A 15,806-nucleotide genomic window follows, 5' to 3' on the forward strand; every position below is an offset into this window, starting at 1 on the left:
TTCCCTGGTTTGTTCGCGCATACCCGCATGGTCGCCGATAATCGCAGGTGAGAGGCGATGTTCACCCTTAGCGAACAGGTCGGAAATACACATCCTCGTGGGCCTTGCAGCCCGGGTTGAAAGGGTGCCCGCACGAGGGGCAGGACGCGCCGTATTCTGCATGCGTCATCATGCGCCCGCACGCGCCGCACATCACGGAGGGCAGTTGCCTATCGACGGGCACGAAACCGTGATCAGCCAACTCGTCGTGGCATAGCGAGCAGGCCCACAGTTTCTCGCAGGCCCCGCACGTGTTGGCAACGACGTCGCGCTCAGAGTGCCAGTGAGCGCAACGCCCTTGCCCATCGACGGCGATTCCGTGGATCAGAGCAGATCCTGCAGCACCGGATCGGCGAGGTTCAGCACAGCCTCGCGTGCGCTCTTCGCTGTTCGGGCATCAACGGCGAAGTTGGCCATCTGACGGCAGGTGTCGAAGTCGTGCAGGCGCAGCGCGGCGCGCACGGCGTTGACCTTACCCGGGGCCATGGATAGGGACTTCACACCGAGGCCCACCAACACGAGCGCCATGAGCGGGTCGCCGCCTGCCTCGCCGCACACGCCGACCGGTTTCCCTGTGGCTTCGCCGCCACGGCAAGTCTCGCGGATCATAGACAGCACCGCGGGCTGCCACGGCGAGAGCAGCTCCGCCAGCTCGCCCTGCATGCGGTCGGCGGCCATCGTGTACTGCGACAGGTCGTTGGTGCCGATGGAGGCGAAGTCCACCTCCTCCAACACCTGCCCGGCGCGGATGGCGGCCGCCGGGGTTTCCACCATCACACCGACCTTCGTCAGGCCGGTGCCGCGGGCGCGCTCGGCGAACCACTTGGCTTCCTCCACGGTGGCGACCATCGGCGCCATGACCCAGAGCTCGGAGTCGGGCACATTTTTTCCTGCTGCGGCAAGCGCCTCCAGCTGCGTGTCCAAGAGGTCCTCGCGTGCCTGCGAGAGGCGCAGGCCCCGACGGCCCAGCGCCGGGTTCTCTTCCTCACCAAGATCCGCGAACGACAGCGGCTTGTCTGCGCCCGCGTCCAGGGTGCGCACCACCACGCGGCGGCTGCCGAAGGCTTCGAGCACCTTCGTGTAGGTCTCGGTCTGCTCTTCCAGGCTGGGCGCAGAGTCGCGGTCGAGGAAGAGGAACTCGGAGCGGAACAGGCCGGAGCCTTCGAGGTCGTAGCCCGCTGCCTTTGCGGCGTCCTCGGCGGTGCCGATGTTGGCCAGCAGTTTCACCTTGTGGCCGTCGCGGGTCGCGCCCTCGCCTGAGGAGCCAGCCAAGGCGGCTGCGCGGCGGCGGGAGCGTTCCTCGAGTTCCTCCACGTCTGATGCGTTCGGTGCGACGATGACCTCGCCGACGCCGCCGTCGAGGGCAACCAGCGGAGCGTCCACAGTCGCCTCCGCGATGCCCTTGACCTGCACAGCGCACGGGATGCCCAGCTGCGCGGCCAGGATGGCGGTGTGTGAGGTCGCGCCACCCGCCTCGGTGACGATGCCGAGGACGAGGTTTTTATCCAGCGTCGCCGTCTCCGCCGGCGCGAGGTCGTGCGCGATCAGGATGGACGGCTCGGTCAGGTCCGGAATTCCCGGCTCCGGCAGTCCCCGCAGGCGAGCTGTGGCGCGGTCGCGGATGTCGTAAAGGTCGGTCACACGCTCCGCCATGTATCCGCCAATCTTGCGCAGTTTGTTGGCGTAGAGCTCCACCGCGTCGTGGATCGCCTTCGTCGGGCCGGTGCCCTTCTTCAGCTCTTTGTCGATGCCGCGGATGAGGCCCTTGTCGGTTGCCAGCCCCGCGGTCGCCTCCAGCACGGCCTTCGCCGAGTCCGAGTTGGCGTGCTCGGCGCGTGCGGAGAGCGAAGCTGCAACGTCGTTAAGCACAGTGCGAATGCGCTCGCTGTCGGCTGTCGGATCCGTGGAGGCGGGCTCGTGCTCGTCGATACCCACTGCCGGCATGACCACGGCGATCGGGCCAGACGCGGTGCCGGCCGATACGCCAATGCCGTGCAGGACGGTGCGGTTAGACATCCGTGTTCACCTCAGTTGTGACCTCGAGTACCGGATCCCCGGCGGCGACAACTCCGTCAGCCACGTCGCTGACGCCGCCGAGCTTCTTCGAGTTCACCACTGTAGTGATAACCGTCGTGTCCACGCCGCGGCCGGCGATTGCGGCGAAGTCCACCTCCGCCAGCGGATCACCCGCCTCCACCAGCTGCTTCTTTTCTGCCAGCAGGGTGAAACCCTCGCCGCCAAGCTTGACCGTGTCCACACCGATGTGGACCAGAAGCTCCACACCATCGTCGGTTTTGATGCCGTAGGCGTGGCCCGTCTTGGCCACGGAAATCACCTTGCCGGCCGCCGGAGCGACCACGGTGAGCGTGGTGTTTTCGGGGGTAACGCCGACCGCCTGGCCGAGGGCGCCGGAGGCGAATGCTGCATCCGACAGCGCTTCCATCGCGACAACCTCGCCGGCGATGGGGGCGAGCACAGTTGCGTTCGCATTGCTATGCGACGTCAGCTCCGCCCGCTCCTTCGCCGGATCATCAACTGCCGTGACCTCGTCTTCAACCATCTCGGCTTCCTCGTCCTCATCGGCGTTCCGGGCCGCGGCAGCGCGGGCAAGCGCGTCGGCCTTCTCTTCCGGGGTGCGGTAGTCGGTGACCAGGATGATGAAGAAGGAGGTGAAGAACGCCACCGCGATGGCGAGCATGTACACCCACATCGGGTCAAACACGAACATGGTTGGCAGCGAGGTGAACACGAACGCGTTCGTCTTCACGCCGCCAAACGGGGTGCCCAGGATGGCGATGGTGAGGCCACCGGCGAAGCAACCCACCAGCATGCGCGGGTAGATCTTCTTAAAGCGCAGGTGGATGCCGTAGAGCGACGGCTCGGAGATGCCGCCAAGCAGGCCGGCCGCGAGCGCGGAACCGGAGGTCTGGCGCATGAGCGGGTCGTGGTCGCGGATGGACAGCGCGAGTACAGCGGCGGTGGCGCCGAAGCAGGCGAAGTTCCACGCACCCATCGGGCCCTGGATGAAGTCGTAGCCCAGGGTGTCAATGTTGACCAGCATCAGGGCATTGAGTGGCCAGTGCAGGCCAAGCGGCACCAGGAACGGGTACAGCATCGGGATCAGCAGGGCGAAGATGAACGGCGCATTGCCGTTCATCCAGGCCAGGCCGGTGCCGATCCACGCGCCGAGCAGGTAGCCGAACGGGCCGATGAGAAACGCGGTCACCGGGATCATGATCAGCATGGTCAAAAACGGCACGAAGACCATGTGCACCGTGGACGGGATGATCTTTTGCAGGCCTTTGTAGAGCAATGCGGCGACCGCGGCCATGATCAGCGGCACGAACACGTTGCCGTTGTAGCCGTTGAGGATCATGGGCAGGCCGAACACGTCAACGACGTCGGTCGGCGCACCGAAGAGATCAATAACCCGCGCGTCGGGGTGCTCCTTTAGGTCGATGAAATCCGGGGTGAACAGCGCCAACATGATGGCGGCAGGCACCCACGGGTCAATGTCCAGCTTCTTGCCCGCGTTGTACGCCACCGCGACCGGCAGGAAGAAGAACACGGAGTTCCACATGGCGTCCACGAACTGCCAACCCGGGGTCTTTACCTCCGCGCGGAAGTCGACGATGCCGAACGCATCCAAGAACGCCGCGAAGGCGATGATCAGCGACGCACCGAGCAACACGCCCAAAATCGGGCGGAAGGAATCCGACAAATACTCGAAGAACGCGTCCAGCCACGGGACCTTGCCCTTGGCCTTGTCGCGCTGTTGGGCTTTGAGGTCCTCGTTGGACACGTCGCGGCCGGCCATCTCCGGCAGGCGGTTCATCACGTTGTACACGCTGGCCACGTCGCCACCGACGATGACCTGGTAATGGCTGCCGCCCTGCGGGACCGCACCCATCACCTTCGGGTTTGCTTCGAGGCGGTCCTTGTCGGCCAGGGAGACGTCGTGAAGTTCGAAGCGCAGACGCGTTGCGCAGTGCGTCATGGACGCGATGTTGTCCGCCCCGCCGACGCCGGCGAGGATATCGGCAGCCTGATCCTGCAGGCTTGCCTTGGTGGTGGCCATGCTGGTGCTCCTTCCAATCACAAAAGATTGATCGCACCAAACTTTAGTTGGTTATAACCACCACACACAACTGCCCGGTTTAGGCCTCCGGCTTCACCATCGGGAAGAGGACGGTCTCGCGAATGCCCAGGCCGGTCAGGGCCATCAGCAGGCGGTCCACGCCCATGCCGCAACCGGCTGTCGGGGGCATGCCCTGCTCCATCGCGGCGAGGAAGTCCTCGTCGAGCTGCATCGCCTCGTCGTCGCCGGCGCTAGCCAGACGGGCCTGGTCCTCGAAGCGCTCGCGCTGGATCACCGGGTCAACCAGCTCGGAGTAGCCGGTGGCCAGCTCGAAGCCGCGGACATACAGGTCGAACTTCTCGGTCACGCCCGGCTTTTCGCGGTGGTCGCGGGTCAACGGCGAGGTCTCCACCGGGAAGTTGACCACGAAGGTCGGCTCGTAGAGCTGGTCGGAGCACAGCTCCTCCCAGATCTCCTCCACAAGCTTGCCGTGCAGCCAGCCGGCGTTTTCCGGCACCTTCATGCCGATGGTTTCCGCGATGCCCTTGAGCGTGTCCACGTCGGTGTCGATGGTCACTTCCGGCTGTCCCGGGAACTTGCGCTGCAGCGCCTCGTTCAAGCTCGGGTACATCTCCAGGACCTTCCACTCGCCGCCGAAATCGTACTCGGTGCCGTCCGCGAGCGTGACCTTCTGGGAGCCGAAGACTTCCTCGGCGCAGAACTGCACAAGCCCCTTCATGGTGGCCGCGCCGTCCTTGTAGGTGCCCCACGCCTGGTAAGTCTCCAGCATGGTGAACTCCGGGGAGTGGGAGGAATCCACGCCCTCGTTGCGGAAGTTCCTGTTGATCTCGAAGACGCGCTCGATGCCGCCGACCACAGCACGCTTGAGGAAGAGCTCCGGTGCGATGCGCAGGTACAGGTCAATGTCCAGCGCGTTGGAGCGGGTAACAAACGGACGTGCCGCAGCACCGCCGTGCAGCGTCTGCAGCATCGGCGTCTCAATTTCGACGAAGTCCAGACCCGTGAGGTACTTGCGCACAGCAGCGATGACCTTGATGCGGGTCATGGCATTGGTGCGCGCGTCCTCGCGCATGATCAGGTCGGTGTAGCGGCGGCGCACCCGCTGCTCCTCGTTCATGTCCGCGAACGCCACCGGCAGCGGGTTGAGCGACTTCGAGGCCATGTGCCAGGACTTCGCCATCACGGACAGCTCGCCGCGACGCGACGAGATGACCCGGCCACGCACGGAGACGATGTCGCCCAGGTCCGTATCGGCCTTCCACTGACCCAGCGCCTCTTCACCGACCTCAGCCAGAGAAAGCATGACCTGCAGTTGCGTGCCGTCGCCCTCCTGCAGGGTGGCAAAGCACAGCTTGCCGGTGTTGCGCTGGAACATAATGCGGCCGGCAACGGCGACCTCGTCCTGCGTCTCCTCGCCCGCTTCCAGCGTGCCGTCATACTTGGCGCGAAGGTCCTTCAGAGACGTAGTGCGATCGACTTCGACGGGGTAGGCGTCCCGCCCTTCGTCGATAAGCCTCTGCCTCTTCTCCCGGCGGATTTGCTGCTGCTCTGAAAAGTCCTGCGTAGTCACGGCGAATAATCGTAGCTTATTCGCACACCGGGAGGTCCAGTCGCTGGTTCTCCGCGTCGAAACCATTGACGATGAACAGGTACTCCGGCTTGTCCTGCGGCGTCATCACGTACGCCGGCGGGTTAGCCTCCGGCAGCTCGTGAGAGTAAATCGTGCACTCGCCGGAGCCCAGGACCACGGCCTCACTCGGGTCCGGCACCGCATCGTCGCGGTCAGACACGGAAGCGTACTGCGCGACTGAAACACCCAGCTCATCATTTGCGCAACGGATCTTGCCCACCTGGTCGGTGTCCAGCGAGCCCGGCTCGCAGGCAAGGTCCTTCCAGCCCTTCTGGCCTGCGCGCTCAGAGACAACCTTTGGGTAATCTTCCGCGATCTGTGCCTCCGCGCCGGACCACTCTTCCCCGCGGTGGGTGCTCCAGTACCACAGCGCCGCCAGCGCGATCAGCAGCAGCGCGAGGATGGCGATAATCCACGGCCACGGCGCAGTCTTCTGCTTCTGCTTCGTCGGCACCGTGCGCACGTAGTTGCCGTCCGTGCCGTAGGCGTAGGGCTCCGGCGGCTTGCGGTAGCCGTCCTGCGGACGCGGCGCAACGGACTGGTCGGGCGTTGCAATGGCCACGTGCTCGGCCGGGGCGGTCTCCAGTACGCCGGCGCAGGTGCGCGCCCCGGCGCGCGGTTCGTCGCCGGTCATCAGCGCAACCACGTTGGCAAACTTGTCCACGTTGCCCTTCGCTGCCGCCTCGTCGCTTTGCGCCGGGTCGGTGCTCGGCCCCACAAGGGTGAGCTTGACCGGGGTGGTGGACCACTGCGGCTGCACCAGGAGGCGCTCCGGGGTGATGGAGCGCGAGACGAAGCCGGACAGGCCCTTCAAGTCGTAATCGTCGATCGCCTCGGCCACCGGGGCGAGCAGGTCGCGCACCTCCTGCGGGGTGAACGTGGCGCCCTTCTTCGCAATCAGCTCCGACAGCGGGGTACCGGTGGGTGCCTCACGCAGGACGAACAGCTTGCCGTCCTCGGTGGTGCCCACGCTGCGCGGCTGGAAGGCGCCCGGGTGGGCAGCCAGCGCGAGGCGGGAGTTCAGGGTGTTGACTTCGTCGCTGATCGCGGAATCCACGGGGGCGCTAAAGACCTCCACTTCAACACCGTGGCCTGTGTCGTCGGTGGCGGTGTAGAGCGTGGACGTCTCGGTGCTTCCGGTTTGCGCAACCTGCTCCGGGGTGAAGGTGAACCCGAAGCGTTCTGCGAGCATTCCGGCGATGGTGGCGTTGGACATGCGCGAGAGTCTACCGGGTGTCATGCTTCAACGTGTTTGAAGCCGACCCCCAGCGGCAGACCCACGTTGTCCATCAGGTGCACCCCGCCCAGATCCACCGCTCCGAGCAGGCGCGCGTCGCCCTCTGCGGGTGCCTCGCGCATCGCTAGATCGCGCAGCTCCAGGTACGTCGGGGTGACGCCTGCGGCCTCCAGGACACCGCGGGCGGTTTCCAGGACTTTCGCTTTTCCGTGCTCCGCGGCGTGCGCGCCGGCTGTCAGCGCGGCCGAGAGCGCAAGCGCAGCTTCCCGCTTATCGACGGCGACAAGCGCGTTCCTGTTCGACAGCGCCAACCCATCCGGGGTTCGCACCGTGGGCACGCTGTGGAGCTTGCACTCCATGCGCAGCCCGGACACCGCGTACTGAGTTGCCACCAGCACCTCGAAGTCCTTCTCCCCCAGCACCACATCCGTGGCGTGGGCCGCGTTGATCGCGGCGAGGATCCGCGCAACCTCTTTCTGGGTGAGTTGCGGGTCTTCCAGCGGTTCCACGCCGGAATCCACCCGCACGGTCGTGGCCAGCTCACCGTGGAAGACCACGTCCACCTTCTCCCGGGCGAATACCTCGGGCACCTCGTCGCCTGAGAACGTGACCACCACGTAGGAGCCGAGCAGCGACTTCGCCGCGCGGATGAGCTCCACGTGCCCGCCGTGGATGTCCGCGCCCAGTGGAACCACAACCACCGACTTGCCAATCTTGCGAAACGCCCGGCCGTAGGTGGCCAAGCGCTCCTCGTCGGTGACCACCACTGCCTGGCCTGGTTCAAAAGCCATTTATCCTCCCTCGTATTTCTGAATCACCCATAGCTCGGTGTCGGTGTCCTGGTCCACCTCACCACGCCTGCGCACAAGATCAACAAACAGACGGCGAACGCCCGGATCCGACAGCGACTCGACGAGCTGATCCAGCTGCTGCGTGTCGTGCGCATGCCGTGGCGCCGGCGGGGCTTGGAAGAACTGCTGCGCCACCGCGTCGAACCCCGGTACTGCCTCAGCGAGGATCGCCTGCGCGTCGTCGCGGATGACGGATTCCATTGCCCGCAGCTCCTGGGCGGCGGCGATCGCGGGGCGTGCGTCGTCGTTAATGCGCAAGCTCACCCCGCCAATTTCCGTGATGAGCAACCCCACCACCGTCTCGCCGAGCTCGTCGGCGGCCGAGGTCACCCACACGTTGTCGAAGATGTTGTGGGCGCACATTGTGATCGCCTGGGCGGTCTCCACGTCGTCGAGCAGCTGCTGGCCCTCGTCCAGCGCGGTGTGCAGAAACATCTGCCGCGGCCGGGCGTGGTCGGCGAGGGTTTCGCAGGCGGTACGGATGTCGGCCGAAGGGGCGTCGAGAAGCACAAGGTCCACGTGCGCGATTGCGCCGGGGTCATTGTCGATGTCCAGCGCACGCACCGTGTGGCCGGCACGCTCGAAGCGCTCCGCAAGCGGCGAGACGCCGAACACCGCCCCCACCAACAGGCGAGGCGGCATCTACTTCCCCTGGCGAGCGAGCAGCTCGGCGACGGAAACCGAGCCCTCTCCCCGCTCATCGGCGCGGCGGCGGCCAGAACGACGTTCGGGCTTCGGCTCGGGCGCCGGTTCCGGGGTGGGTTCTGGGGTTGGTTCCGGGGCGGGTTCTGCCTTCGCCTTCTCCGCTTCCCGCTCGTTGATCAAGTCGGACAGCGGGTTGCGCGCCGGGCGCGCGGACGGCTGGGTACCGATGCGGCCCGCAATCGCGTCCGAGCTCGGCGCACCCGTCGGGCGGGAGGGGCGCACGCGACTGATCACAACGGTGTCGTCCGTGGAGGGGCTGTGCGCCGGCTGCGGCTGCGGCTCTGGCGTCGGTTCTGGTTCTGGAGTTGGCCCTGACTTCGACTCCAGCTCGCTGATGCGGCGCGCGCGAGCCTGCACCGCGGCGGGCTCGTACTCGAAGACGCGGCCGTTGAGCTCCTCCAGCTGAGCGCGCAGCGCCTGGATCTGCTCCTGCAGCTCGCGCAGCGTCTCCACGTCCACGGAAGACCCACTCGGCCGGGCCTCGAGCTCTTCCCGGTGGCGCCGCTCCTGCTCCTGGATGCGTTGCTCGGCGGCCGCGGCCTCAGACGTAGCGGCGTCGCGGTCACGGCGCACCTTGGAGTTGATCAGGATCCCGGCGGCACCAGCCCACAGCGCGAAGATCAGCGCGACCTTCAACGCGTTGGCGGAGTTGGTGAACAGCATGACCACGGTGCCGATGACAGCGACCACAAAAGGCACGATGACCCACAGGCTCGCGCGGTCTGGGGACGCATTCTGGGCACTCATGCCCAACACTCTAGCTAACGCCTTGGCCCTCGTTGGGCGGCGACACCTCGCAGTTTTTCTCTAACCAGATGCCAGCCACGCACAGAGCGATTCCGCCCAGGGTGCCGGCGGTCAGCGGCGGAACATCGCCGGGCGCCGCCTCGAGCACGCCAAGTTTTGTCACCACAAAGCTCAGCGTGCCGCCGTACAGGCCGCCGAAGACCGCGCCGGCCCAGGCGCACGCCTTGCCAAAGACCATGAAATTCGCCGCCTGCATGGGGTTGAGCTGGCTGCGGTCCAGCCCGACCTTGCCCTCCTTGCGGCGCTTGCGCACCACCAGCGCGAGCCAGGTGGCGATGACTGCCATCACCCACAGTGACAGCGGCACCACCATGCTGAGCGATTCCAGCAGGTTATAGAACCGGCGCACCAGGATCACCGCCGCAGCCGCGCAGAACCCGGCGACGGCGATCAACCCTTCGTACGGCGTGCGCTTCATAGCTTGCGCACCCCCTGGTCCTCGAGGTTGTCAAGCAGCTCGCTTATCGACGCTCCGTGCATCTCCGCCCCCGAATCCATCTCGAGCCAGGGCTCGAGCACAAACTGGCGCAAGTGCGCGCGCGGATGTGGAACGGTCAGCTCCGGGTCATCGCTGGTGTAGCCCTCGATCCAGACGATGTCCACGTCCAACGTGCGCGGACCCCAGCGCTGATCGCGGACGCGGTTGGCACGCTGCTCCAGCTTTTGGCAGCGGGCCAGAAGTTCGTGCGGGGTGTCGTCCACGTCCACAAGCAGGGACTGGTTGAGAAAGTCCGGCTGGTCGGTGTTTCCCCACGGCGCGGTGGCGTAGATGGAGCTCGCGGCGAGGGTCTCGCCAGCGAACTCGTCGGCCACCGTCTGCAGGTGGGCGCGCGCGTCGCCCATGTTGGACCCGGAAGACAGCACGGCACGCATCGGCTACATCCGCTTCCGGGAGCGGCGGGCAACCACCGCGACGTCGTCGAACACCGCCGGGATCGGCGCGTGCGGCTTGTGCAGAGTGACTTCCACGGCGTGCAGCGCGTCGTAGCTGCGCATGGCGGTCTCTGCGATCTCCACCGCCACCGTCTCAATCAGCTGGCGCGGGGTGCCGCCGGCGATGCGCAACGCTGTTTCCGCCAGCTCCGCGTAGTTGACGGTCTGCGTCAGGTCGTCGTCCTTAGCCGCGCCCGCGAAGTCGAGCCAGCACGTGATGTCCAGAGAAAACGCCTGCCCGAACTCGGTTTCGTGCTCGAGCACGCCGTGGTTGGCGTGGAACGCGAGGCCTTTGAGCTCAATCCGGTCAGCCATTTTTCCACCTTTCTGCCACGTCTACCGCGTCGCGCGAGACCGCCACCTCGTGCACCCGCACGCACCAGGCACCAGCCTGGGCGGCAAGGGCGGTGACTGCCGCGGTGGCCGGGTCGGCGTCGATAGGCGAATGCTCAAGGCCACGCTGCTGCCGCACCTCCATGAGGAAGCGCTTTCGCGACGCACCGACGAGGATGGGAAACCCGCTCGCGATGAACTCCGGCAGCGAGTTGAGCAGCGCCCAGTTGTCCGCGGCCGTCTTGGCAAAGCCCAGGCCCGGATCCAGGGTGATCTGGCTTTCCGCCACCCCGGCAGCGGTCGCCCTATCGACGAGCTCCGCCAGCACCTCGTGCACATCCCCCACCACGTCGCCGCCGTGATCCGCCGCGCCGGAGGCGTTGACGAAGGCGTCCGCGCGCCAATGCATCAGGCACACCGGGAGCTTCGTCTCCGCCATCACGCGGTACATGTCCGCGTCGGCGAGGCCGCCGGAGACGTCGTTGATCAGGTCCACGCCCTCCTCGGCCGCTGCCAGGGCGGTGGCGGCGCGCATGGTGTCGATGGAGGTGCGGATCCCGTCGGCGTGGAGCGCACGAATCACGGGGCGGATGCGCTCCGCCTCCACCTCCGCGGGGACACGGGTCGCGCCGGGGCGGGTCGATTCCGCGCCGACGTCGATGATGTCCGCGCCCAGGCGCACCAGCTCGTGGGCGTGCGCGATGGCGTCGTCCGTTGCGAGCCACCTGCCGCCGTCGGAAAACGAATCCTCCGTGACATTGACAATGCCCATCACACTCGTGCGCCCCGGCACGGTCAGATCGGCAACGGTAGTCATCTTCTATCCCCTAATCAGGCTCAGCACTTCCGCGCGGGAGGCGGCGTTGTTCTGGAAGCCGCCGCGCACCGCCGAGGTGGTGGTGGTCGCGCCCGGCTTGCGGATCCCGCGCATGGCCATGCACAGGTGCTCGCACTCGATGACCACGATAACCGCAGAAGCATTGAGCTTCTCGACGATCGCGTCCGCAATCTGCGCCGTCAACCGCTCCTGCACCTGCGGACGCTTCGCGTACATGTCCGCCACCCGCGCCAGCTTGGACAGGCCGGTGACCTTGCCCTCCGGGCCGGGGATGTATCCGATGTGCGCCTCGCCGTAGAACGGCACCAGGTGGTGCTCGCAGGTGGAGTAGATCGGGATGTCGCGCACGAGCACCAGCTCGCGGTGGTTCTCGGAGAACGACTTCTCCAGGTGCACCTTCGGATCCTCGTGCAGGCCCGCAAAGACCTCCTCGTAGGCGCGCGCGACGCGGGCCGGGGTTTCTACCAGGCCCTCGCGGTCCGGGTCTTCGCCGACCGCAATGAGCAGCTCGCGCACGGCGGCCTCGGCGCGCTCTCGGTCGAAGTTCGCGTTAGTCATCGTCCCTCCTGTGCTTCGGCGCGCGCTCCTCGCGCGGCAACTGGGCGGTCTCCGCATCCGGCCGCTCGTTCTCCGGCAGGCGGAAACCGATCTGTTCGGTCTTTTCCGTCGGGTAGTTGCGGGTGCCCGGGTGCTGCTGGGGCTGGTCCTGCTTCGGCGCTCCCTTGTACGTCCAGCCCTCCGGCGGCTTCGGGCCGCCGTACTGCGGCTCGTTGGGTTTCGGCTGCTGCCAGCGGGTGGAGCCCTTCTTCGGCTCCGGGTTTTGCTCAGCCTCGCGTTCCTTGCGGCGGCGCTCGCGGGTGGCCTTGGATGCCTCCAGGATGGAGAAGCGCTTCGGCGGCTCCTCGCCGCGCTCCTTGGCAATCTCCACCGGGGTCTTCACCGGCTCGCGGTCCGTCTGGCGCCCGAAGCGCGCGTCGTGCGCCGGCAGTGGCGGCCGGACCGGCTCGACGGTGTCGAAGATGGCCTCCAGATCGCCGCGGCGCAGCGTTTCCTTCTCCAGGAGCTTCGAGGCCAGGGTGTCCAGCTCGTCGCGGTAGCGCTCGAGGGTGGTGTAGGCGACCTTGTGCGCTTCGTCGAGAAGCATTTGCATCTCCTCGTCGATCTTGGCCGCCACCGCCGGCGAGTACTCCAGGGAGCCGCCAGAGCCCCGGCCGGAGAACGGATCGCCCTGCTCCTGGCCGTATTTCACCGGGCCGAGCGTGGAGGTCATGCCGTACTCGGTGACCATCGCACGGGCGATCTTCGTCGCCTGCTCGATGTCGTTGGACGCGCCCGTGGTCGGCGCGCCGAAGACCAGCTCCTCGGCGGAACGACCGCCCATGGCAAACACCATGCGGGCGAACAACTCGTCGCGGGTGTACATGCCCTTGTCGTCCTCGTCGGCGGTCATGGCGAAGCCGCCGGTGCGGCCGCGGGCGAGGATGGTCACCTTGTACACGCGCTCAATATCTTTCAGCGCCCAGGCGGCGAGGGTGTGGCCGCCCTCGTGGTAGGCGGTGACCTTCTTCTCGTGTTCGGAGATGACCTTGCTGGAGCGGCGCGGGCCGCCGATGACGCGGTCCGTGGCCTCCTCCAGGGCGTCCGCGGTGATCACGTTGCCGCCGATGCGGGCGGTCAGCAGCGCGGCCTCGTTGAGCACGTTGGCCAGATCAGCGCCGGACATGCCGGCGGTGCGCTTGGCCAGGGCGTCGAGCGAGACGTCGTCTGCAAGCGGCTTGTTCTTGGCGTGCACCTTGAGGATCTGGGCGCGGCCTGCGATGTCCGGGTTGGTCACCGGGATCTGGCGGTCGAAGCGGCCGGGGCGCAGCAGCGCCGGGTCCAGGATGTCCGGGCGGTTCGTCGCCGCGATTAGGATCACGCCTTCGCGGCCGGAGAAGCCGTCCATCTCCACCAGCAACTGGTTGAGGGTCTGCTCGCGCTCGTCGTGGCCTCCGCCCATGCCGGAGCCGCGCTGGCGGCCCACCGCGTCGATCTCGTCGACGAAGATGATGCACGGGCTGTTCTCGCGGGCCTGCTTGAACAGGTCGCGCACACGGGAGGCACCCACGCCGACGAACATCTCCACGAAATCGGAGCCGGAGATGGTATAAAACGGCACACCCGCCTCGCCTGCCACGGCGCGCGCGAGGAGCGTCTTACCGGTGCCGGGCGGGCCGTATAGCAACACGCCGCGTGGGATCTTCGCGCCGAGCTCCTCGTACACGGTCGGGTCGGTGAGGAAGTCCACCACCTCGTGCAGCTCGTCCACCGCCTCGTCGGCGCCGGCGACGTCCGCGAACGTGTTAGTCGGGTTGTCCTTGGTCAGCTGCTTCGCCTTCGAGCCGCCGATGCCGAACGGCCCGCCGCCGCCCGCCTGCATGCGGTACATGAAGTAGAAGATCAGGCCGAAGACCAGGATCATCGGCAGCATAAATCCGAGCATGGACATCAGGAAGGATTCCTGCGTCACGTTCGTCTCGTACTTGTCCGCGCCGGATTCGCGCACCGCGCCGAAAATCTCCGGGGTGGTGCGTGCCGGGTACTGGGCGGAAATCGCCTCGACGCCCTCGCGCTCGTCCACGGTGATCGGTTCGCGCAGGTCTATGCGCACGCGCTGCTCGCGGTCGTCGATCTGCACCTCTTCCGCATTGTGGTTCTGCAGCTGTTCAAGCGCCACAGAGGTGTCCACACGCTGGTAGGCGCGGGAATCGTCCCCGATCAACGTGAGCAGGTAGAGGACGATCAACGCGATGGCGCCAATGACGCCCCACCGCAAAACCTTTTTATTTTTGCTCATAAACCTTTGTTCTAGTCAGCGTCCGAGTACACGCGCGGGTGCAGCGTGCCCACATACGGCAGATCCCTGTAACGCTCGGCGTAATCCAGGCCGTAGCCGATGACAAACTCGTTGGGAATATCGAAGCCGATGTCCAGCAGATCAATCTTGGCCGTCTGCACCTCCGGCTTGCGCAGAAGAGTAACGACTTCGAGGCTCTTCGGGTTCCGGTTGCGAAGATTACGCAGCAGCCAGGACAGGGTCAGGCCGGAGTCGATGATGTCTTCCACCACGAGCACGTCGCGGCCGGCGATCTCTTTGTCCAGGTCTTTCAAGATGCGCACCACGCCGGAGCTCGTGGTGGAGTTGCCGTAGGACGACACGGCCATGAACTCCATTTCTGCCGGGATGGTCAGCTTGCGCGCGAAGTCGGTGAGGAAGAACACCGCGCCCTTGAGCACGCACACCAGGATCAGATCTTCGTCCGAGTCGCGGTACTTCTCCGAGACCATGTCCGCCAGCTCCTGGATACGCTCCTGGAGCACATCTTCCGGGATCAGAATCGCCTCGACGTCATCGCCGTAGCGGTTCGCTGGGACGTTGAAGTCCTTCTTGTCGTGCAACTCGGTCATGGGCTGGCCCTTCCCTCTCGCGGTCTTAGCGCTTCAATTTGCGTTTACGTGCGCGTAACTTCCACATCTTGCCACCTGCCAGGCGGTAGGTACAACCATCTGCGGGGTTCGGGTCAGCCGCGACGCCAGTCCAGGCAACGCAGACCTTTCACGCGCGAGAATTCACCTGTGTTCGCGGTCACCAACATGAAATCACCCGCCAACGCCTGTGCGGCGATCCAGCGGTCATTCGTCCCGATGAGTTTTCCGCGCCTCGCCAGGTCAGCGGTCACCTCCGCGTAATGGTGAGCAGCGCGCTCATCAATCTCGCACAGGCCAAAGCCGCTGACCAACATATTCACTGTTTGCCGCGCGAGGTCGGGGTCACGTGATCGAGCGGCCCCGACGTAGAGCTCACCAAGCACAACGGTGGAAAGTCGCACTGCGCCCGGCAGTACTGCGAGGAACCGCTCGATTACTTTCTCCTGCTGTCCCCGCTCGATATCGATCCAAACATTCGTATCCAGCAGGTACATCAGTCCAGCCCGGCCTCATCGTCGCTGAGCACAGCGTCATCCAAAAGCCCGTCGCAATCTTCGAGAATGCCGCCTTCAATGCCATGCGCAGCTTGAAAATCTCGAAGGCGGCGAACCACATGGCTCATCGACTCTTCAACGGGGCGCAACAGCAACCCTTCCGGGACCCGCTCGATGGTCACCTCGTCAGTGTCCAGCCGATACCGCGACGGAATTCGCACCGCTTGACTATTTCCAGACTTAAAGACCCGCGTTGTTGCCCTGACCATTCTGCACCTCCCATGTATATACGCAAAGAATATACATAGCGGATCAGTTACACAAGGGTCAGCTTCCTTTTCAGCGAACCGTTGCAAACTTTTGAGCAACCAT

At 65.7% G+C, this 15,806-nt stretch carries 17 protein-coding genes; all 17 read right to left on the reverse strand.

What is annotated here, in order from left to right; translation table 11 throughout:
• Positions 1–67: 67 nt before the first annotated feature.
• The 17 genes from CIHUM_RS09415 to CIHUM_RS09495 all read right to left on the reverse strand — a co-directional run bounded on the left by CIHUM_RS09415 (position 68) and on the right by CIHUM_RS09495 (position 15,703).
• The gene (locus CIHUM_RS09415) at positions 68–367 is read right to left on the reverse strand and encodes a CHY zinc finger protein (protein ID WP_074432071.1); all 300 of its coding nucleotides are present in this window, start codon (positions 365–367) and stop codon (positions 68–70) included.
• Complete coding sequence (gene ptsP, locus CIHUM_RS09420) at positions 364–2,055, reverse strand: phosphoenolpyruvate--protein phosphotransferase (RefSeq protein WP_035000081.1); 1,692 nt, start codon at positions 2,053–2,055, stop codon at positions 364–366. Before ptsP ends, CIHUM_RS09415 begins: the two co-directional genes overlap by 4 nt.
• On the reverse strand, positions 2,048–4,117 hold the full coding sequence (locus CIHUM_RS09425; protein ID WP_051106513.1) for a glucose PTS transporter subunit IIA: 2,070 nt from the start codon (positions 4,115–4,117) through the stop codon (positions 2,048–2,050). Before CIHUM_RS09425 ends, ptsP begins: the two co-directional genes overlap by 8 nt.
• Positions 4,118–4,196: 79 nt before the next feature.
• Positions 4,197–5,708: a lysine--tRNA ligase gene (gene lysS / locus CIHUM_RS09430; RefSeq protein ID WP_035000082.1), complete on the reverse strand. Its 1,512-nt coding sequence runs from the start codon at positions 5,706–5,708 to the stop codon at positions 4,197–4,199.
• Positions 5,709–5,724: 16 nt separating this feature from the next.
• Complete coding sequence (locus CIHUM_RS09435) at positions 5,725–6,984, reverse strand: protein kinase family protein (RefSeq protein ID WP_035000085.1); 1,260 nt, start codon at positions 6,982–6,984, stop codon at positions 5,725–5,727.
• Between the two features lie 20 nt (positions 6,985–7,004).
• Positions 7,005–7,796 carry a pantoate--beta-alanine ligase gene (locus CIHUM_RS09440; RefSeq protein WP_035000086.1) on the reverse strand — a complete coding sequence of 264 codons (792 nt, stop codon included), beginning with the start codon at positions 7,794–7,796 and terminating at the stop codon, positions 7,005–7,007.
• A complete protein-coding gene (locus CIHUM_RS09445; RefSeq protein ID WP_051106514.1) occupies positions 7,797–8,498 on the reverse strand; it encodes a 6PGD fold domain-containing protein in 702 nt (233 codons plus the stop codon).
• On the reverse strand, positions 8,499–9,308 hold the full coding sequence (locus CIHUM_RS09450; protein ID WP_035000303.1) for a DUF6779 domain-containing protein: 810 nt from the start codon (positions 9,306–9,308) through the stop codon (positions 8,499–8,501).
• A gap of 10 nt (positions 9,309–9,318) precedes the next feature.
• Positions 9,319–9,786, reverse strand: a complete 468-nt coding sequence (locus CIHUM_RS09455) for a DUF3180 domain-containing protein (protein ID WP_035000089.1) — start codon at positions 9,784–9,786, stop codon at positions 9,319–9,321.
• On the reverse strand, positions 9,783–10,241 hold the full coding sequence (gene folK, locus CIHUM_RS09460) for a 2-amino-4-hydroxy-6-hydroxymethyldihydropteridine diphosphokinase (RefSeq protein ID WP_035000091.1): 459 nt from the start codon (positions 10,239–10,241) through the stop codon (positions 9,783–9,785). Before folK ends, CIHUM_RS09455 begins: the two co-directional genes overlap by 4 nt.
• Positions 10,242–10,244: 3 nt before the next feature.
• Entirely contained in the window at positions 10,245–10,616 is a 372-nt protein-coding gene (gene folB, locus CIHUM_RS09465) for a dihydroneopterin aldolase (RefSeq protein ID WP_035000092.1), read from the reverse strand.
• Positions 10,609–11,451 (reverse strand): dihydropteroate synthase, encoded by an 843-nt coding sequence (gene folP, locus CIHUM_RS09470; RefSeq protein WP_035000093.1) that lies wholly within the window; start codon positions 11,449–11,451, stop codon positions 10,609–10,611. Before folP ends, folB begins: the two co-directional genes overlap by 8 nt.
• A 3-nt stretch (positions 11,452–11,454) precedes the next feature.
• Positions 11,455–12,030, reverse strand: a complete 576-nt coding sequence (folE, locus tag CIHUM_RS09475) for a GTP cyclohydrolase I FolE (RefSeq protein ID WP_035000094.1) — start codon at positions 12,028–12,030, stop codon at positions 11,455–11,457.
• Positions 12,023–14,308, reverse strand: a complete 2,286-nt coding sequence (ftsH, locus tag CIHUM_RS09480; protein ID WP_051106515.1) for an ATP-dependent zinc metalloprotease FtsH — start codon at positions 14,306–14,308, stop codon at positions 12,023–12,025. The genes folE and ftsH overlap by 8 nt, the downstream gene beginning before the upstream one ends.
• An 11-nt stretch (positions 14,309–14,319) precedes the next feature.
• On the reverse strand, positions 14,320–14,919 hold the full coding sequence (gene hpt, locus CIHUM_RS09485; protein ID WP_035000096.1) for a hypoxanthine phosphoribosyltransferase: 600 nt from the start codon (positions 14,917–14,919) through the stop codon (positions 14,320–14,322).
• 113 nt (positions 14,920–15,032) lie between these two features.
• A complete protein-coding gene (locus CIHUM_RS09490; protein ID WP_035000097.1) occupies positions 15,033–15,434 on the reverse strand; it encodes a type II toxin-antitoxin system VapC family toxin in 402 nt (133 codons plus the stop codon).
• Positions 15,434–15,703: an antitoxin gene (locus tag CIHUM_RS09495; RefSeq protein ID WP_035000098.1), complete on the reverse strand. Its 270-nt coding sequence runs from the start codon at positions 15,701–15,703 to the stop codon at positions 15,434–15,436. Before CIHUM_RS09495 ends, CIHUM_RS09490 begins: the two co-directional genes overlap by 1 nt.
• Positions 15,704–15,806: the final 103 nt, after the last annotated feature.

It is taken from the genome of Corynebacterium ihumii, from assembly GCF_028609825.1.
In the GTDB taxonomy this organism is placed as follows: Bacteria; Actinomycetota; Actinomycetes; order Mycobacteriales; family Mycobacteriaceae; genus Corynebacterium; species Corynebacterium afermentans.